Consider the following 18528-nt stretch of genomic DNA (forward strand, 5'->3'; position numbering starts at 1 on the left):
GCGCGGGGCGGCGCGGCGCAGGAGATGGCTCGCGACCGGGGTGACGACGGCCGCGGTGATCCTGGCCTACTACGGCGTGCTCTTCCTCGTCGCGGTCCCGGTGCTCGGCTGGGGACCGCGCCGGCTCGCGGCGCTCGCCGCCGTCGCGGCCGTCGTCACCCCGGTCGCGAGCCATCTCCTGCGCCGCGCCGCCCCGCGCGGCCCGGGCCCGAACGTGGCGTGGGAGGACTTCTTCACCGCCCCGGGCGACCTCGCCGCGACCCTGACGCTCTACGGGTACTACCCCGTCCTCACGTGGACGACGTACCTCTTCCTCGGGATGGCCGTCGGCCGGCTGCCGCTGGCGTCCGCGGCGGTCGCCGCCCGGGTCACGGTGACCGGCGCCGTGCTCGCCGTCGCCGGGCTCGGCGCCCAGGCCCTCACCCTCGCGGCGGCCGGCGGCCCGGCAGGGCTCGGCGCGACGACCGGGGAGAGCGCCGCGCAGGTGCTGCACCGGCTCTCGACGTCGTCCTACGGGACCTCTCCGACGGTGTCCTGGTGGTGGCTCGGGACGGCGGGCCGGCACAGCGGCACCGGGCCCGACCTGCTCCACACCGGCGGATCGGCGCTCGTCGTCCTCGGGCTGTTCCTCCTCGTCTTCGCCGCCCTCGACCGGGGCCGGGCTCCGGTCGCCCGGCGGCTGCTCGCGCCGCTCGTCGCGGTCGGCTCGGCGACGCTGACGCTCTACACGCTGCACGTCCTGCTGCTCGGCGCCACCTACGACTGGGACGGCCTGCCGGAGGTGCCACCGGGCGCCGTCCTCGCCGGGCACGTCGCGGTCGCGCTCGCGGCCGCCCTCCTCGTCGGTGCGCCCCGCCGGCGCGGCCCGCTCGAGGCCCTCGCGGCCGCCGGGGGCCTGCCGGGTGCGGCGGCCGGCGACGCACCGGNGGGCGGCGGCAGGAGAGTCCGCCGCCGCACCCGGCAGGCCCCCGGCGGCCGGCGACGCACCGGGTCGGGCAGACTCGGCGCCGTGAGCGACGCGGCCCGCACCACCGTCCTGCGCCAGGCGCTCTCGGTGGGGGTCGCGTCCGGGTCGTACGCCGTCTCGTTCGGTGCGCTCTCGGTCGCCGCGGGGCTGTCGGTCACGCAGACCGTCGTGCTCTCGACCCTCATGTTCACCGGCGGCTCCCAGTTCGCGTTCGTCGGGGTCCTCGGTGCGGGCGGCGGCGGCGTGGCGGCCGTGGCGACGGCGGGCTTCCTCGGCGTCCGCAACGGGTTCTACGGCCTGACGATGTCCCCGCTGCTCGGCCCGCAGGGCCACGGCTGGCGCCGGCCGTTCGCCGCGCACATGACGCTCGACGAGTCGACGGCCGTCGGGACGGCGCAGCTGGCGCTGAACCCCGGGCGGCGCGACCTCGTGCGGTTCGGCTTCTGGGCCACGGGTCTGTCGGTCTTCGTCTTCTGGAACGCCGCGACGCTGCTCGGCGCCTACCTCGGCGACGCGCTCGGCGACCCGCGCCGGTACGGCCTGGACGCCGCGGCGGCGGCCGCCTTCCTCGCGCTGCTCTGGCCGCGGCTCGTCGCGGCGCTGTCCCGCGGGGTCGCGGCGGTCGCGGTCGGGGTGGCGCTGGCGCTCGTCCCCCTCACACCCGCCGGGGTCCCGGTGCTCGCCGCGGCCGTCGCCGGCGCCGTCGCCGGCTTGCTGCCGGCCCGGGCCGCCGCGCGCACCGGCGCCGAGGGCGGCGCACCGTGACCGCCTGGCCGGCCGTGCTCGCCGGCTGCGCCGTCTGCTATCTCGCCAAGCTCGCCGGCTGGCTCGTGCCCCACGCCGTCCTCGAGCGGCCCCGCGTCGTCCGGGTCGCCGCGCTCGTCACGGTCGCGCTGCTCTCGGCCCTGTTCGCCGTCCAGACGGTCGTCGACGCCGGTGCGCTCGTCCTCGATGCGCGGGTGCCCGCGGTGGCCGTCGCGGCCGTGCTGCTCTGGCGGCGGGCGCCGTTCGTCGTGGTCGTCGTCGCGGCCGCGCTCGTCGCCGCCGGGCTGCGGCTCGCCGGGCTGGACTGACGGGACGGGCTGACGGGGCGGGCTGACGGGCTGGCCGGCAGTTGGCTCGTCAGTCCCGGGAGCGGCGGCGGAACGCCGAGACCGCGAGCGGCGCGAAGATCGCGGTCAGCACGAGCGACCAGCCGACCGACACCGGGACGGCGTGCTGCAGCGGCCACGCGGCGTCCGCGGGTGCCGGCAACCCGTTCCCCCACAGCTCCCGGCAGGCCTGGGTGACCGCGGAGATCGGGTTCCACTCGGCGACGAACCGCAGCCACGTCGGCATGCTCTCCGTCGGTGCGAACGTGTTGGCGACGAACGTCAGCGGGAACATCACGGTGAACATGAAGCCCTGCACCGCCTCGACGGTCCGCATGATCGAGCCGACCCAGATCCCGAGCCAGATCACGGCGAACCCGAAGAGCAGCAGCAGGAGGAACGCCAGGACGCCGTCGACGACGCCGTTGCGGATCCGCCACCCGATGAGCAGGCCGGTCAGCCCCATGACGGCGACGCCGATGCTCGAGTGGATCAGGCTCGAGATGCTCCGGCCGACGAGCACCGCGGAGCGCGGGATCGGCAGCGAGCGGAACCGGTCGACGATGCCCTTCTGCAGGTCGTTCGTCAGCCCGGTCGCGACCACGGCGGAGGAGAACACCATCGTCTGCACCATGATCCCGGGGAGCAGGAACTCCCGGTAGTCCGAACCGGCGACGGCGATCGACCCGCCGAACACGTAGGCGAACAGCAGCACGAACATCACCGACTGCACCGTGACGTCGAGCAGCATCTCCGGCATCCGCCGGATGTGCAGGAGGTTGCGCCACACGATCGTCGACGCCGCGCGCGCGAGCGAGGGCGGCGAGAGCGGCGGGCGCACCAGCGGCGGCCGCGTCGCACGGGTGGTCGGGAGGGTCGTCACGGTGCCGCTCCTTCGGTGATGGGCCCGGGTTCGGCCGCCTCGACGTCGTCGGTGTCCTCGGCGTCCTCGGCGTCCTCGGCCCGGTGCCCGGTCAGGTGCAGGAACACGTCGTCGAGGCTGGGACGGGCCAGGCCGAGGTCGTCGAGCTCGATGCTGCTCGCCTCGAACGCCGCCGCGATCCGGGTCATGTCGCCCAGGCCCCCGGCCCGCGCGGTGACCCGTCGGCTCGTCCGGTCGACGTGCACCTCCGGCGAGTGCGCGCGCACCAGGTCGGCCGCCGCCGCCAGGTCGCGGGCGTGCGTCAGGGTGACGACGACGCTGGCCCGGCCCGCCTCGTCCTTGAGCTGCGTGGGGGTGCCGGCCGCGATGACCTTCCCCTTGTCGACGACGACGATCTCGTCGGCGAGCTGGTCGGCCTCCTCGAGGTACTGCGTGGTGAGCAGGAGGGTCGTCCCCTCGTCGACGAGCTCGCGGAGCACCGCCCACAGGCCGGACCTGCTCTTCGGGTCGAGCCCGGTCGTCGGTTCGTCGAGGAAGAGGATCGGCGGTGCCGCGAGCAGGCTCACGGCGAGGTCGAGGCGCCGGCGCATGCCGCCGGAGTAGGTCTTCGCCATCCGGTCCGCGGCATCGGTGAGGTCGAACCGGTCGAGGAGTCGCTCGGTCGCGTCGCGGACGTACGCCCTCGGCAGGCCGTAGAGCGCCCCGACGAGCCGCAGGTTCTCCGCCCCGGTGAGGATCTCGTCGACCGTCGCCGCCTGCCCCGTGAGGCCCATGCTGCGGCGGACCTCGTTCGGCTGCGTCACGACGTCGAAGCCGGCGACCCGGCCCGCCCCGCTGGTCGGCACGCTGAGCGTCGTCAGCATGCGCACGAGGGTCGTCTTGCCGGCCCCGTTGGGGCCGAGCAGGCCGAGGACCGTGCCCTCGGGGACGACGAAGCTCACGCCGTCGACGGCCCGGTTGGTCCCGAAGTGCTTGACCAGGTCGATGGCCTCGACCGCAGCTGTCCCACCCATCCCGGCATTCTCGACCCGGTCCCGGCGGTTGGCGAACGGGTTACGTCACCGCGCCCCGCGGCCGCCCGGGCCGCGCCGCCCGGCGCTGCGGGGTCAGCCGTCGAGGTAGTTCTCGAGCCCCACGGTGAGCCCCGGCCGGGACCCGACGGTCCGGACGCCGAGGATGACGCCGGGCATGAACGAGACCCGGTCGAACGAGTCGTGCCGGATGGTCAGCTGCTCCCCCGGCCCGCCGAGGAGCACCTCCTCGTGCGCGACGAGGCCGCGCAGCCGCACCGAGTGCACCCGGACCCCGTCGACGTCCGCGCCGCGGGCGCCGTCCAGGGCTGTCGTCGTCGCGTCCGGGACCGGCGCGCAGCCGGCGTCCTTGCGCGCGGCGGCGATGAGCTCGGCGGTGTGCCGGGCTGTGCCGCTCGGGGCGTCGACCTTGTCCGGGTGGTGCAGCTCGATCACCTCGACGGACTCGAAGTGCGGCGCGGCCATCGCGGCGAACCGCAGGAGCAGCACCGCGCCGAGCGCGAAGTTCGGGGCGACGAGGACGCCGACCCCGGGCTTGTCGGCGAGGGCCGCCCGGACGGTGTCGAGCCGGTCCGCGGACCAGCCGGTCGTCCCGACGACGGCGTGGACCCCGTGCGCGACGCACGCGAGCGTGTGCTCGACGGCGACGTCGGGCACCGAGAAGACGACGGCGACGTCGGCGTCCGCGACGGCGGCGAGGTCGTCGCCGACGTCGACCTGCGGCCCGAGCTCGAGCCCGTCGGCCGCCTCGACGGCCGCGCAGACCTGGCGGCCCATCCGGCCCTTCGCCCCGACGACCGCTACCCGCGTGGTCATGCCCGTGCTCCTCCTGCTCCCGTGGCCGCGAACTCGCGGTCGGGGTCGAACGGTCCGACGACGGCGAGCGAGCGCGGCCGGCCGGCGAGGTCGACCGCGAGCGCCTGCACGTCGTCCGAGGTCACCGCGCGGATCCGCGCGAGCGACTCGTCGAGGTCGGTGAACTCGCCGTGCACGAGCTCGGCCTTGCCCAGGCGCGACATCCGCGACCCGGAGTCCTCCATGCCGAGGACGAGCCCGCCGCAGATCTGGCCGTGCGCCCGGACGAGCTCGTCGCCGTCGAGCCCGTCGGCGGCGAGCCGCTCGAGCTCGGCCGCGAGGAGCGCGAGCACCTGGTCGGTCTTGCCGGGGGCGCAGCCCGCGTAGAGGCCGAAGTAGCCCGCGTCGGAGTAGCCGGACGCGAACGAGTACACCGAGTACGCCAGGCCCCGCTTCTCGCGGACCTCCTGGAACAGCCGGCTGCTCATGCCCCCGCCGAGGACGGCGTTGAGCACGCTCATGACGTAGCGGCGCGGGTCGGTGGCGGTGAGCCCGGTCGTCCCGAGGACGACGTTCGCCTGCTCCGTCGGGCGGTGCAGGACGAGCGTGCGGCCGGTCTGGCCCGACAGGTCGGCCTCGCCCGCGGGGCGGCGGGGCAGCGGGTCGGCCGCCCCCGTCGTGCGCGGGCCCCAGCCGGACGCCGCGACCTGGGCCGCGACGAGGGCGCAGAGCGTGTCGTGGTCGACGCCGCCGGCGGCGGTGACGACGAGCCCGGGCGGGGTGTAGTGGGTCCCGTAGTGCTGGGCGATGTCGTCGCGGCCGACGGCCTCGATGGTGTCCGCGGTGCCGCCGATCGGGCGGCCGAGCGGGTGGTCGCCGAGGACGAGCTCGACGAACCGTTCGTGGACGACGTCGCTCGGGTCGTCGTCGTTCATGGCGAGCTCTTCGAGGATGACCCCGCGCTCGCTCTCGACGTCGTCGGCGTCCAGGCGCGCCCCGGTCACCATGTCGGCGAGCAGGTCCAGCGCCAGCGGGACGTCGTCGTCCAGCACCCGTGCGTAGTAGCACGTGTGCTCCTTGCCGGTGACGGCGTTGGCCTCACCGCCGACGGCGTCGAACGCCGAGGCGATCTCCATCGCCGAGCGGCGGCCCGTGCCCTTGAAGAGCAGGTGCTCCAGGAAGTGCGTCGAGCCCAGGCGTGCGAGCTCCTCGTCCCGGGAGCCGACACCGACCCAGCACCCCAGGGTGGCCGAGCGCAGGCCCGGCATCACCTCGGAGAGCACCCGGACGCCACCGGGGAGGACGGAGCGGCGCACGGTGGCGCCGCTGTCCTCCCCGGTGACGACCTGGTCGGCCGTACCGGCCGGGACGAGCGGGAGAGGAAACCCCACGTCAGCTGCTGGCGCCGGCGTGCTCGGGCTCTGCTGCGGCCTCGGACTCGCCCTCGCCCTCGGCGAGCACCGGGATGAGGGAGAGCTTGCCCCGCGGGTCGATCTCGGAGATCTCGACCTGCACCTTGGAGCCGACCCCGAGGACGTCCTCGACGTTCTCGACGCGCTTGCCGCCCACCATCTTGCGGATCTGCGAGATGTGGAGCAGGCCGTCCTTGCCCGGCACGAGCGAGATGAAGGCGCCGAACGTCGTCGTCTTGACGACGGTGCCCATGTAGCGCTCGCCGACCTCCGGCATCATCGGGTTGGCGATCGCGTTGATCGCCGCCCGGGCCGCCTCGGCCGACGGGCCGTCGGTCGCGCCGATGAAGACGGTGCCGTCGTCCTCGATCGAGATGTCCGCGCCCGTGTCCGCCTGGATCTGGTTGATCATCTTGCCCTTCGGGCCGATGACCTCGCCGATCTTGTCGATCGGGACCTGGACGGTGATGACGCGCGGGGCGTACGGCGACATCTCGTCCGGGCCGTCGATGGCCTCGGCCATGACGTCGAGGATGTGCAGCCGGGCGTCGCGGGCCTGGGTGAGCGCCGACGCGAGGACCGACGCGGGGATGCCGTCGAGCTTCGTGTCGAGCTGGATCGCCGTCACGAACTCCTTCGTGCCGGCGACCTTGAAGTCCATGTCGCCGAACGCGTCCTCGGCGCCGAGGATGTCGGTGAGCGCCGCGTACGACGTCTCGCCGTCCACCGTGTCGGAGACCAGGCCCATCGCGATGCCGGCGACCGGGGCGCGCAGCGGCACACCGGCGTTGAGCAGCGACAGGGTCGAGGCGCAGACCGAGCCCATGGACGTCGAGCCGTTGGAGCCGAGGGCCTCGGACACCTGGCGGATCGCGTAGGGGAACTCGTCCCGGCTCGGCAGCACGGGCATGAGCGCCCGCTCGGCGAGCGCGCCGTGACCGATCTCGCGCCGCTTCGGCGAGCCGACCCGGCCCGTCTCACCGGTCGAGTACGGCGGGAAGTTGTAGTTGTGCATGTACCGCTTGCGCGACTCCGGGGAGAGCGAGTCGATCTGCTGCTCCATGCGGAGCATGTTCAGCGTCGTCACCCCGAGGATCTGCGTCTCGCCGCGCTCGAAGAGCGCCGAGCCGTGGACGCGCGGGATGACCTCGACCTCGGCCGACAGCTGGCGGATGTCCGCGAGGCCACGGCCGTCGATGCGGACCTTGTCCTTGAGGATGCGCTGGCGGATGAGCTTCTTCTGCACCGCGCGGTAGGCCGCCGAGACCTCCTTCTCGCGGCCCTCGAACGCGTCGGCCAGCTTGGCCTTGACGGCGTCCTTGAGCTCGTCGAGCTTCGTCTCGCGCTCGGTCTTGCCCGCGATCTGCAGCGCCGTCGTGAGGTCGCCGGTCACGGCGTCCGAGACGGCGGCGTAGACGTCGTCCTGGTAGTCCAGGAAGAGCGGGAACTCCCGGGTCGGCTTGGCGGCCGCCGTGGCGACCTCCTGCTGGGCCGCGCACAGCGCCGCGATGAACGGCTTGGCGGCCTCGAGCCCGGCGGCGACGACCTCCTCGGTCGGCGCGGTCTGGCCCTGGTTCTTGATGAGCTCCCACGACGTGTCGGTGGCCTCGGCCTCGACCATCATGATCGCGACGTCCTGGCTGCCGTCCTTGGCGGTCACGACGCGGCCGGCGACGACCATGTCGAAGACGGCCTTCTCGATCTCCGAGTGCCGCGGGAACGCGACCCACTGGCCCTCGACGAGCGCGACGCGGACGCCGCCGATCGGGCCGCTGAAGGGCAGGCCGGAGATCTGCGTCGACAGCGACGCGGCGTTGATCGCCACGACGTCGTAGAGGTCGTCGGGGTTGAGCGACATGACCGTGATGACGACCTGGACCTCGTTGCGCAGGCCCTTGACGAACGTCGGGCGCAGCGGCCGGTCGATGAGCCGGCAGGTGAGGATGGCGTCGGTCGAGGGGCGGCCCTCGCGGCGGAAGAACGAGCCGGGGATCCGGCCCGCGGCGTACATCCGCTCCTCGACGTCGATCGTCAGCGGGAAGAAGTCGAAGTGGTCCTTCGGCTGCTTGCCGACCGTCGTGGCCGACAGCAGCATCGTCTCGCCGTCGAGGTAGACGGCGACGGAACCGGCGGCCTGCTTGGCCAGCCGCCCCGTCTCGAACCGGATGGTGCGCTTGCCGTAGGAGCCGTTGTCGATGACTGCTTCGGCAAAGGTGATCTCGGGACCCTCCACGTGAGAGTCACACTCCGTTCTGCGACGCGGGCCGTGTGCCCGTCGTCCGTCGTCACGGAGCGCCTGGTGCTCGTCCGGGCGTGGGGTCCGGTCTTCGATCGAGGCCCTCGGTCGCCGCGCTCCGCGGTTCCGGGGGCCACTACCGAGGACCGGCGCTTCGGAGGAACCCGACGCTCCTAGTGTGGTGTTCAGATGTCGTTCGGTCGTGCTGCCGTGCGGTGGTTCAGGTGGTGCGTCGTGCTGGTGGTGCAGCAGGGCCGCGGCCCCCCGAGGGGGACCGCGGCCCGAAGGTCACCGGCGCAGACCGAGACGCTCCCGCAGCGAGCGGTAGCGCGTGATGTCGGTGCGCTGCAGGTACTGCATGAGCCGGCGGCGCTGACCCACGAGGATCAGCAGGCCACGGCGGCTGTGGTGGTCGTGCTTGTGCGTCTTCAGGTGCTCGGTGAGGTCCTTGATGCGGTGCGTGAGCATCGCGACCTGGACCTCGGGGGAGCCCGTGTCGCCCTCGGCGGTCGCGTACTCGGCCATGATCTTCTGCTTGGTGGCGGCGTCGAGTGCCACAGTGCTCCCTCTGATCTCGTTGCGCGGCGCACCGGGGCACGTTCACCCGGGCTCTATGGGTCCGCGGCCGTTCTGACGGCAACGTCCACGCTACCAGCCGGGCCCCGTGGTCACCGAATCGGCGCAGGTCACGGCGCGGCGGAGGGGTCCACGGAGGGGTCCGCCGACGCGAGCCGGGCGGACGCCGCCCGGTACACGGCACGGACGCCGACGGCCCGCTCGAGCTCGCTGTCGAGCTCGGCGAAGAACTGCTCGCGGTAGTTGGCGTCACTCACCGCGTAGACGGTGAAGTAGAGCCCGGCGAACGCGGACAGGAACAGCGACACCTGGAACAGCTCGTTGCTCACCGGGAACCCGGCGGGAGCCTCGAACCCGAACAGGGTGATCGGCGAGGGCACCTGCTGCCCGCGCGGCTCGAGGATCGGCGCGACCCACGAGACGACGACGTCGTCGGAGATCGCGAGCATCCCGAAGACGACGAAGAAGGCGAGCACGAGGACAGCGAGCAGGACCACCTGGAGCGACTGCGCGACGAGCAGGACGAGCACGAGGTTGGCCCGCTGGGTGCGGGTCAGGGGCACGTGGGCGGCGTCCGGGCGGACGTGCGCCGCGGCGGCCTCGACGGGCGTCCCGCGGCAGGCGCCGGCGACGCCGTCCCGGACGACCATCGCCTCGACCCGGCGTACCTCCTCCGGCAGCCGGGTCAGCAGGAAGGCCGCGCCGATCGCGGTGAACAGCCAGACCGTGCCCCAGACCGTCGTCCGGCTCATCGTCGAGGCGACCTGCCACACCTCGGTGTTCACGAAGAGGAACGTCATGAAGAGCAGGAGCAGCGGCAGCGCCCGGGTGACGAGCGGCAGGAGCAGGTTCAGCTCGGAGACGACCCGGCGGGCCGCCCACCGGGCCATCGTCGCGACCCGCAGCGGGCCGCCGACGTAGACGAGGAGCACGAGGACGACGACGGAGGCGCCGAGGAGCACCCCGGACGCCGCGTCGACCGTCCCGCCGAGCAGACCGCCGGCGAGCGCACCGAGCACCCCGGCGACGGCGAGCAGCGGCACGAGCCGGGACGGTTTGAGGAGCTCGACGACGCGGGCGTCGACCGCCTCGACGAACCACGGGAGGCCGTGCGTGGCGAACCAGTGCTCGGCCTCCCGGACGGTGACGACGGGGTCGTGGTCGTCGTCCGGGGCCGACGGGCCGGGCTGCTCGCTCACGACGCCGCGGCGGCCGTCCGGAGCACCGCGCGGCACTCGTCGACGTCCGCCTTCATCTGCTCGACGAGCGGCCCGATGCCGTCGAAGCGCAGCGTCGGGCGCAGCCGGCGGACGAGCTCGACGGCGACCCGCTCGCCGTAGAGCTCGAGGTCCGTGCGGTCCAGGACGTAGGCCTCGACGCGGCGCTCGTGGCCGTCGAACGTCGGGTTCGTCCCGATCGAGACGGCGGCCGGGAGCCGCCGGTCGACGGCGTCCTGGGGCTCGTCGAGCCGCACGAGCCAGCCGGCGTACACGCCGTCCGCCGGGACGAGGCCGACGCTGTCCTGGCTGAGGTTGGCGGTCGGGTAGCCGAGCTCGCGGCCGCGGTGGTCGCCGTGGACGACGACCCCGGTCACCCGGTGCGGGCGGCCCAGCACCTCCCCCGCGGTCTCGACGTCGCCCTCGGTGATGAGGGTGCGGACCCAGGTGGACGACCAGCGCCGCCCGGACGGGTGGCCGTCGTCGGGGGCGCCGAGGTCGTCGACGACGTCGACGGCGAAGTCACGGTGCTCGCCGAGCTCGCGCAGCGTGCCGACGTCCCCGGAGTTGCGGTGCCCGAAGCGCATGTCGTGCCCGACGACGACGAGCCGGGCGTCGAGCGCGGCGACGAGCACCTCGTCGACGAAGCGCTGCGGGCTCCACGTCGCGAGCGACCGGGTGAACTCCATGACGAGGACGGCGTCCAGCCCGCACTCGGCGAGCAGGTCGAGCCGGTGCTCGAGCGTCGTGAGGACGGCGGGCGCCCGGTCCGGCTGGAGGACGGCGAGCGGGTGCGGGTCGAAGGTGATCGCGACGGCGGACAGGCCCTGCGCGTGCGCGGTCTCGGCGAGCCGCCCGAGCACCGCCTGGTGGCCCCGGTGGACGCCGTCGAAGTTGCCGATGGTCACGGCCGAGGGGCCGAACCCGGCCGGCACGTCGTTGAGGTCGCTCCACCGCTGCACGGTCCAACTGTGCCAGCCCGGCGGACGGCCATGTGTCCCGGGCGTCACCGGCGTGGGTCGACGTGTCGCGCGGACGGGCCCGTCGTCGTGACCGCGACGTCACGCACGTGCGCCAGGATGTCGGGATGGTCCCGTCCGGTACCCGCCCCGCGCTGGCGCTCAGCGCGGTGCTCGCCGCGCTCGGCGGGCGCTACGGCTTCCACCGGGACGAGCTGTACTTCGTCGAGGCGGGGCGGCACCCCGCGTTCGGCTACCCCGACCAGCCGCCGCTCGTACCGCTGCTCGCAGCCGGCTGGCACGAGGTCGTCGGCGGGTCGCTCGTCGGCTTCCGGCTGCTGCCGGCGGTCGTCGCCGGCCTCGTCGTGCTCGTCGCGGCGGCCACCGCCCGGGCACTCGGCGGGACGCCGCGCGACGCCGGGGCGACCGCGGTCGTCGTCGCGCTGTGCTCGGCGGTGACGGCGATCGGGCACCTCTTCTCGACCACCGTGTTCGACCTGCTCGCGACCTCGACGCTGCTCCTCGTGCTCGTGCGGACGGTGCACCCGGACGGTGGCCGCCCGCAGGACCCTCCCGGTGGCAGCGGCGGGCCGCGTGCCGACCTGCGCCGGTGGCTGCTCGTGGGCCTGGTCGCCGGCGTCGCGCTCCAGGTGAAGACGCTGCCGGTGCTCGTGCTGCTCGGCTGCGCCGCCGGTCTGCTCGTCGCCGGCCCGCGGGCCGTACTGCGCCGCCCCGGTCCGTGGCTCGCCGCTCTCGTCGCGGCCCTGCTCGCGGCCCCGAACCTGTTGTGGCAGAACGCGAACGGGTGGCCGCAGGCCGACCTGTCGGCGGCGATCGCCGCCGGCTCCTCGGGCACGAGCGTCGGGCGCTGGCTCGTCGTGCCGCTGCAGGCCGAGCTCACGGGCCCGGTTCTCGCGGTGCCGCTCGTGGCGGGGGTGGTGGCCCTGCTCCGGGCGCCGGCGCTGCGGCCCTACCGCTGGCTCGGTGTCGGCTACCTCGTTCTCCTCGCCCTCGTCGTCGCGGCCGGCGGCAAGCCGTACTACACGCTCGGGATGCTGCCCGTGCTCGTCGCCGCAGGCATCCCTTCGGTGCTGCGGTGGGCCGACGCGGCCCCGGGCCGGTGGCGGACGGTGGCGACCGCGCTCGCCGTCCACGTCGTCGTCTCGGCCGTGCTCACGCTGCCGGTGCTGCCCGTCCGCGCGCTCGCCGCCGCGCACGTCACCGCGGTGAACTACGACGCCGGCGAGACCGTCGGCTGGCCGCGCCTCGTCGCGACCGTGTCGGACGTCGTCGCGGCGCTGCCGGCCGACGAGCGGGCGGGGGCCGTCGTCCTCACCGAGAACTACGGCGAGGCCGGTGCCCTCTCCCGGGCCCGCCGGGCCGGGGCCGCGCTGCCGCCGGTGCACTCGGGCCACAACGGCTACTGGCGCTGGGGCCCGCCCGACGAGGGCGCGGCGCCGGTCGTCGCGGTGGGCTTCACGGACGACGGGGCCCTCGCCGGCCTCCTGACCGGCTGCCGGACCGTCGCGCGGGTCGACAACGGGGTCGGGCTGGACAACGACGAGCAGGGCGTCCCGGTACGGGTGTGCTCGGGGCCGGCGCGGCCGTGGGCGCAGGTCTGGCAGGCCGCCGAACGGCTCGGCTGAGCCGGCGGTCGGGCCGGGACCGACATCGCGGGGCGGGCCCGTCCCGTCCACAGCGCTGACCTGTGGACGACGGACGCCGCACGTCGCGCGGTCGGCGTAGCGTGCGGCCCATGACCACGACGACCCGTTTCGAAGGCTTCCCGGACGAGGCCCTCGCGTTCTACGACGGCCTCGAGGCCGACAACAGCAAGGCGTACTTCACCGACCACCGCGCCGTGTACGACCGTGCCGTGCGCAGGCCGATGGTCGCCCTCGTCGGCGCGCTCGAGGAGGAGTTCGGCACCGCCAAGCTCTTCCGCCCGAACCGCGACGTGCGCTTCGGGGCGGACAAGTCGCCGTACAAGAACCACCAGGGCGCAGTCATCGGGATGGGCGACGGCGACGGGTCGCTCTACGTGGCGGTCTCCGCGGACGGGCTCGCCGCCGGCGGCGGTTTCTACCAGATGTCGAAGGACCAGCTCGTCCGCTACCGGGCGGCGGTCCTCGACGACGCCGCGGGCGACCGCCTCGTCGCCGTCGTCGACGCGCTGCGCGCCGAGGACTTCACGCTCGTCGGCGAGACCCTGAGCCGCGCCCCGCGCGGCGTCGACCCGACCCACCCCCGGATCGAGCTGCTGCGGCACAAGGGCATCGCGGGGATGCGCGAGTTCGGCTCCCCCGCGTGGCTGGCCACGCCGAAGGCGCTCGACCGGGTCCGCACCGCGTGGCGGGCGCTCGCCCCGCTCAACGCGTGGCTCGCCGCCGAGGTCGGTGCGGCCGAGGAGGTCGAGGGCGACCCGCGGGCCGGGCGGCGCCCGGTGAGCCCGCGGGGTGCCGGGGTCTGAGGGCCCGGAGCACCGTCACCGTGCGAGGGCTCGTCGCCAGCGTTCGCGGTGGGCGGCCGCGTGGTCGGCGGCCGGTCCCCAGTGCTCCCAGTGGCCTTCGGCGAAGAGCCTCGCCCAGGGCTGCTCGCCGGACGTCGCGCCCGCGGCGAGCAGGTCCGCCATCGCGCGGATGCGCCGCTCGACCGCGTCGGGGAGCCGGAGGCGGTCGGGCATCGCGAGGTCGTACCCGTCGGCCAGGGCGACGATCCGCCGCGCGTCCCGGTCCGGGTCGTTGCCGGCCGCGATCCCGCAGAAGCCGTGGACGGCGTAGGCGAGGTCGGACAGGCGCGTCCCCGGGGCGGCAGCGTCCCAGTCGACGAAGACCCAGCGGTCGCCGTCGAGGACCAGGTTCCACGGCGCGAGGTCGTTGTGGCAGACGATCTCGCTCCCCTCGGCCGGAAGCGGGCAGTCCCAGGCGCTGTCCGCCGGCGGCACGAACGACGCGACGGCGTCGTGCAGCCGACGGATCAGCACCCCGACGCGCTGGAGGTCGTCGAGGGGCATCGGCGGGCCGCTGTGCGCCACGGCGCCGGGAACGAACTCGAGCACGTAGCGACCTGACGCGTCACGACCGACCCACCGTGGTGCGCCGTCGAACCCGGCGGCGTCCAGATGACGCAGGAGGGCCTCGACGGCGGGCGTCGCCGCGGTCACGGGTTTGCGGACGGTGTCACCGACCCGGACGACGGCCGCCGCGACGTTGCCTCCGGTCAGCGGTTCCTCGTGCACCGGGACCGGCCGCGCCCTCAGCCCTGCAGCACGAGCAGCGGCCGGGCCGTCGGGCCGGTCTCGCTGATGATCGCGACGAGGCTGCCGTCCGGGGCGAAGGCCGCGGTCGGCTCCTCGCCGAGACCGACGGCCGACAGCCGCTGGCCGTGGACGAGCTTGCGGGCCTCGTCCTCGTCGAGCTCGCGGGCGGGGAAGGCGATCCGGGCGGCGTCCGCGATCGGCAGGACGGCGAAGGCGTCCCCGAGGTCCTCCAGCGTGCGGGCCACGTCGAGGCCGTACGGGCCGACCCGGGTCCGGCGCAGGGCCGTGAGGTGGCCGCCGACGCCCAGGGCGGCGCCGAGGTCGCGGGCCAGGGCCCGGATGTACGTGCCGGACGAGCAGTCGACGCTCACGTCGAGGTCGACGACCGGGCCGCTCTGCACCTCACCGACGCGAGGGACGGCGGCCGGCTCGGGCTCGGCCGGAGCCGGCGCGGGCGGCGCCGGGGTGAGGACCGAGCGGCGGACGGCGAGCAGGTCGAACCGGCTCACGGTGACGCTGCGGGAGGCGAGGACGACCTCCTCCCCCGCCCGGACCCGGGCGTAGGCGCGGCGGCCGTCGACCTTGACCGCGCTCACCGCGCTCGGCACCTGGTCGAGCGTGCCGGTGAGATCTCTGATCCCGGCGAGCACCCGCTCGTCGGTGACCGCCTCGACCGCACCCGCCGGGGCCTGCTCGAGGAGTGCCCCCTCGGCGTCGTCGGTCACCGTCGAGGCGCCGAGCCGGATCGTCGCGTCGTAGGACTTCTCGGCGCCGACGAGGTAGGTGAGCAGCCGGGTCGCCCGCTCGACCCCGACGACGAGGACACCCGTCGCCATCGGGTCGAGGGTGCCGGCGTGACCGACCTTGCGGGTGCCCGCGAGCCGGCGCACCCGCGAGACGACGTCGTGCGACGTCATCCCGGCGGGCTTGTCGACGACGACGATCCCGTCCGGCCCGACGGACCGCGGTGCGCGGCTCACGAGCCCGTGACGGTCCCGTCCGCCGGCGCGCCGGCACCGGCCGGCTCGTCCGCGTCGTCGTCCGTGTCCCAGTCCTCGTCGTCCGCCTCGTCGTCGGCCTCGNCGGCCTCGTCGTCGGCGTCGTCGTCCTCCGCCGAGTCCTCGGCGTCGAGCGCGTCGTCGACCTCCTCGAGGTCGTCGTGCTTGTACGGGTCGGGGTCGCCCGCGTACTCGGCCTTCGCGGCCAGCGCGGCGACCTCGGCGTCCCGCGCCGCGGCCAGGGCGAGCAGGTCGTTGATGTGCTGGGCGGTCTCCGGGACGGCGTCCGCGATGAACTCCAGCGTCGGGGTCAGCCGGATCCCGGTGCGGCGCCCCACCTCGGAGCGCACGACACCCTTCGCGCTCTCCAGCGCGGCGGCCGAGGCGGTCTGCTCCGCGGCGTCCCCGTAGACGGTGTAGAAGACGCTCGCGTGCTGGAGGTCGCCGGTCACCCGGGCATCGGTCACCGTGACGAAGCCGAGCCGCGGGTCCTTGATCCGCTTCTCGAGCGTCTCGGCGACGACCACCTTGATGCGGTCGGCCAGCTTGCGTGCGCGTGCCGTGTCGGCCATCGGTCTTTCCTCACTCGTCCTGTCCGGAGGGCGTCGGTCCCACCGGTCGTGCTCGTCGACGCCGGTCGGCGTCCCTGCCGCTCACTCGTCCTCGTCGTCCCACACCCGCTGCCGGGCGGAGAGCACCTCGACCTCGGGCCGCCCTGCGACGAGGCGCTCGCACGCGGCGAGCACCTCACGGCAGTGCGCGGGGTCGGACGACGTGAGCGCGACGCCCACCTCGGCCCGGCGGTGCAGGTCGAGGTGACCCGTCTCCGCCGCGCTCACCTCGAACCGGCGCCGGAGCTCGGCGACGATCGGGCGGACGACGGAGCGCTTCTCCTTGAGCGAGTGGACGTCCCCGAGGAGCAGGTCCACGCTCAGGCTTCCCACGATCATGTGATCACCGTGCAGCCGCTGCGCCGTGCGACCCGCGCCGCCCCGCCACCACGAGGGTGACGGGGCGACACGGGACGGGACGGCGGGCGTGCGGGCGCGTCAGGCGCGCTGCTTCTCCCGCATCTCGAAGGTCTCGATCATGTCGCCGGTCTTGATGTCGTTGAACGACCCGAGCCCGATACCGCACTCGTAGCCGTCGCGGACCTCCGTGACGTCGTCCTTGAACCGGCGCAGCGACTCGATCGCCAGGCTCTCCGCGACGATGACGCCGTCGCGGACCAGCCGGGCCTTGGCGTTGCGGCGGATCTCGCCGGTCCGGACGAGGCAGCCGGCGATGTTGCCGAACTTGCTCGACCGGTACACCTCCCGGACCTCTGCCGAGCCGAGCTGGATCTCCTCGAACTCCGGCTTGAGCATGCCCTTGAGGGCCGCCTCGATCTCGTCGATCGCCTGGTAGATCACCGAGTACTGGCGGATGTCGACGCCCTCGCGGTCGGCCATCTCGCCGACCTTCTCGGCCGGCCGCACGTTGAACCCGACGATGATCGCGTCGGACGCCACCGCGAGGTTGACGTTGTTCATCGTGATCGCGCCGACACCGCGGTCGATGACCTGCAGCTCGACCTCCTCGCCCACGTCGATCTGCATGAGGGCGTCCTCGAGGGCTTCGACGGAACCGGAGACGTCGCCCTTGAGGATGAGGTTGAGGGTCTCGACCTTGCCCTGCTCGAGGGCCTTGGTGAAGTCCTCGAGGCTGATCCGCTTGCGGCGCTTGGCGAGGACCGCCGCGCGCTCCACCGCCTCGCGCTTCTCGGCGATCTGGCGGGCCGTGCGGTCGTCCGGAGCCACGATGAACGTGTCACCGGCGCGCGGCACCGAGGTCAGACCGAGCACCTGGACCGCCCGCGAGGGCAGCGCCACGTCGAGCGTGTCGCCGTTCTCGTCGAGCATGGCCCGGACCCGGCCGTACGCCGTGCCGGCGACGATCGAGTCGCCGACCGCGAGCGTGCCCGACTGGACGAGCACCGTCGCGACGGGACCGCGACCACGGTCGAGGTTGGCCTCGACCGCGACACCGCGGGCGTCCTTGTCGGGGTTCGCCCGAAGGTCGAGCGCGGCGTCCGCCGTGAGGAGGATCGCCTCGAGCAGGCCGTCGATGTTGAGACGCTGCTTCGCGGAGATGTCGACGAACATCGTGTCGCCGCCGTACTCCTCGGCCACGAGGTTGTACTCGGTGAGCTGCTGCCGGATCTTCGCCGGGTTCGCGCCCTCCTTGTCCACCTTGTTGACCGCGACGACGATCGGCACGCCGGCCGCCTGGGCGTGGTTGAGCGCCTCGATCGTCTGGGGCATCACGCCGTCGTCCGCCGCGACCACGAGGACCGCGATGTCCGTGACCTTCGCACCACGTGCACGCATGGCCGTGAAGGCCTCGTGACCCGGGGTGTCGATGAAGGTGATGGCGCGCTCGACACCCTCGTGCTGGCAGTGCACCTGGTAGGCACCGATGTGCTGGGTGATGCCACCGGCCTCGCCCGCCACGACGTTCGCGTGCCGGATCGCGTCGAGGGTCTTGGTCTTGCCGTGGTCGACGTGACCCATGACCGTGACGACCGGCGGCCGCGGCTCGAGGAAGTCCGCGTCGCCCTCGGCCTCGCCCTCGATGTCGATCGAGAACGTGCCGAGCAGCTCGCGGTCCTCGTCCTCCGGGGACACGATCTGGATGTCGTAGCCCAGCTCGTCACCGATGAGACGGAACGTGTCCTCGTCGAGCGACTGGGTCGCGGTGGCCATCTCACCGAGGTGGATGAGCACCGTCACCAGGCTCGCCGGGTTCGCGTTGATCTTCTCGGCGAAGTCCGTGAGCGAGGACCCGCGGCGGAGCTTGACGATCGTCGAGCCGTCGCCACGGGGGACCTGCACGCCACCCGTCATGGGCGCCTGCATGTTGTCGAACTCTTGACGCCGCTGCTTCTTCGACTTGCGGCCACGGACCGGACGACCACCGGCGCGACCGAACGCGCCCTGCGTGCCGCCACGGCCGCCGGCACCCTTGCCGAAGCCACGACCGCCCGCGGGACCGCCGCCGCCACCACCGGGGCCACCGGGGCCGCCACCGGGACGGCCGCCGAGCTCGCCGCCAAGGGCGTGAAG

General features: G+C 74.0%; 16 protein-coding genes and 1 pseudogene. 4 read left to right on the plus strand and 13 right to left on the minus strand.

Annotated features, from left to right (window positions below):
• Nucleotides 1-1054: 1054 nt before the first annotated feature.
• Both EDJALFJO_RS35520 and EDJALFJO_RS33445 read left to right on the plus strand, forming a co-directional pair.
• Nucleotides 1055-1732: an AzlC family ABC transporter permease gene (locus EDJALFJO_RS35520; protein ID WP_233149810.1), complete on the plus strand. Its 678-nt coding sequence runs from the start codon at nt 1055-1057 to the stop codon at nt 1730-1732.
• Nucleotides 1729-2040, plus strand: a complete 312-nt coding sequence (locus EDJALFJO_RS33445) for an AzlD domain-containing protein (protein ID WP_143448502.1) — start codon at nt 1729-1731, stop codon at nt 2038-2040. The genes EDJALFJO_RS35520 and EDJALFJO_RS33445 overlap by 4 nt, the downstream gene beginning before the upstream one ends.
• A 49-nt stretch (nt 2041-2089) precedes the next feature.
• On the opposite strand, the gene EDJALFJO_RS11410 is transcribed toward EDJALFJO_RS33445, so the two are convergent.
• From EDJALFJO_RS11410 to EDJALFJO_RS11445, 8 genes are all read right to left on the minus strand, one after another.
• Entirely contained in the window at nt 2090-2941 is an 852-nt protein-coding gene (locus tag EDJALFJO_RS11410; protein ID WP_198950207.1) for an ABC transporter permease, read from the minus strand.
• Nucleotides 2938-3954: an ATP-binding cassette domain-containing protein gene (locus tag EDJALFJO_RS11415; RefSeq protein ID WP_088285249.1), complete on the minus strand. Its 1017-nt coding sequence runs from the start codon at nt 3952-3954 to the stop codon at nt 2938-2940. The genes EDJALFJO_RS11410 and EDJALFJO_RS11415 overlap by 4 nt, the downstream gene beginning before the upstream one ends.
• 93 nt (nt 3955-4047) lie before the next feature.
• On the minus strand, nt 4048-4788 hold the full coding sequence (gene dapB, locus EDJALFJO_RS11420) for a 4-hydroxy-tetrahydrodipicolinate reductase (protein ID WP_088285251.1): 741 nt from the start codon (nt 4786-4788) through the stop codon (nt 4048-4050).
• Nucleotides 4785-6158, minus strand: a complete 1374-nt coding sequence (locus tag EDJALFJO_RS11425) for a pitrilysin family protein (protein WP_088285253.1) — start codon at nt 6156-6158, stop codon at nt 4785-4787. Before EDJALFJO_RS11425 ends, dapB begins: the two co-directional genes overlap by 4 nt.
• Nucleotide 6159: 1 nt before the next feature.
• Nucleotides 6160-8412, minus strand: coding sequence for a polyribonucleotide nucleotidyltransferase (locus EDJALFJO_RS11430; RefSeq protein ID WP_088285255.1), 2253 nt, complete (start codon nt 8410-8412; stop codon nt 6160-6162).
• 291 nt (nt 8413-8703) lie between these two features.
• Complete coding sequence (gene rpsO, locus EDJALFJO_RS11435; protein WP_088285257.1) at nt 8704-8973, minus strand: 30S ribosomal protein S15; 270 nt, start codon at nt 8971-8973, stop codon at nt 8704-8706.
• A 128-nt stretch (nt 8974-9101) separates the two neighbouring features.
• Complete coding sequence (locus tag EDJALFJO_RS11440; RefSeq protein ID WP_143448503.1) at nt 9102-10190, minus strand: hypothetical protein; 1089 nt, start codon at nt 10188-10190, stop codon at nt 9102-9104.
• Nucleotides 10187-11170 (minus strand): bifunctional riboflavin kinase/FAD synthetase, encoded by a 984-nt coding sequence (locus EDJALFJO_RS11445; RefSeq protein WP_088285261.1) that lies wholly within the window; start codon nt 11168-11170, stop codon nt 10187-10189. Before EDJALFJO_RS11445 ends, EDJALFJO_RS11440 begins: the two co-directional genes overlap by 4 nt.
• Before the next feature lie 125 nt (nt 11171-11295).
• Between EDJALFJO_RS11445 and EDJALFJO_RS11450 the strand changes: the two genes are divergently transcribed.
• Nucleotides 11296-12813, plus strand: a complete 1518-nt coding sequence (locus EDJALFJO_RS11450; protein ID WP_088285263.1) for a glycosyltransferase family 39 protein — start codon at nt 11296-11298, stop codon at nt 12811-12813.
• Nucleotides 12814-12923: 110 nt separating this feature from the next.
• Nucleotides 12924-13637, plus strand: a complete 714-nt coding sequence (locus EDJALFJO_RS11455) for a DUF2461 domain-containing protein (protein WP_088285265.1) — start codon at nt 12924-12926, stop codon at nt 13635-13637.
• A 15-nt stretch (nt 13638-13652) separates the two neighbouring features.
• Here EDJALFJO_RS11455 and EDJALFJO_RS11460 read toward each other — a convergent pair whose 3' ends face one another.
• The 5 genes and pseudogenes from EDJALFJO_RS11460 to infB form a co-directional block, all read right to left on the minus strand.
• Nucleotides 13653-14405 carry a phosphotransferase gene (locus tag EDJALFJO_RS11460; RefSeq protein WP_198950208.1) on the minus strand — a complete coding sequence of 251 codons (753 nt, stop codon included), beginning with the start codon at nt 14403-14405 and terminating at the stop codon, nt 13653-13655.
• Between the two features lie 17 nt (nt 14406-14422).
• Nucleotides 14423-15406: a tRNA pseudouridine(55) synthase TruB gene (truB, locus tag EDJALFJO_RS11465; protein ID WP_233149809.1), complete on the minus strand. Its 984-nt coding sequence runs from the start codon at nt 15404-15406 to the stop codon at nt 14423-14425.
• A 103-nt stretch (nt 15407-15509) separates the two neighbouring features.
• Nucleotides 15510-15996 (minus strand): annotated as a pseudogene (gene rbfA / locus EDJALFJO_RS11470) (30S ribosome-binding factor RbfA); the annotation flags it as partial.
• A gap of 81 nt (nt 15997-16077) precedes the next feature.
• Complete coding sequence (locus EDJALFJO_RS11475) at nt 16078-16374, minus strand: DUF503 domain-containing protein (protein WP_088285271.1); 297 nt, start codon at nt 16372-16374, stop codon at nt 16078-16080.
• A 99-nt stretch (nt 16375-16473) separates the two neighbouring features.
• Nucleotides 16474-18528, minus strand: a 2055-nt coding sequence (gene infB / locus EDJALFJO_RS11480) for a translation initiation factor IF-2 (RefSeq protein WP_088285279.1), incomplete at its 5' end; no start/stop codon positions are given.

This window comes from Kineosporia sp. A_224 (assembly GCF_002198655.1).
Taxonomy (GTDB): Bacteria; Actinomycetota; Actinomycetes; order Actinomycetales; family Kineosporiaceae; genus R-H-3.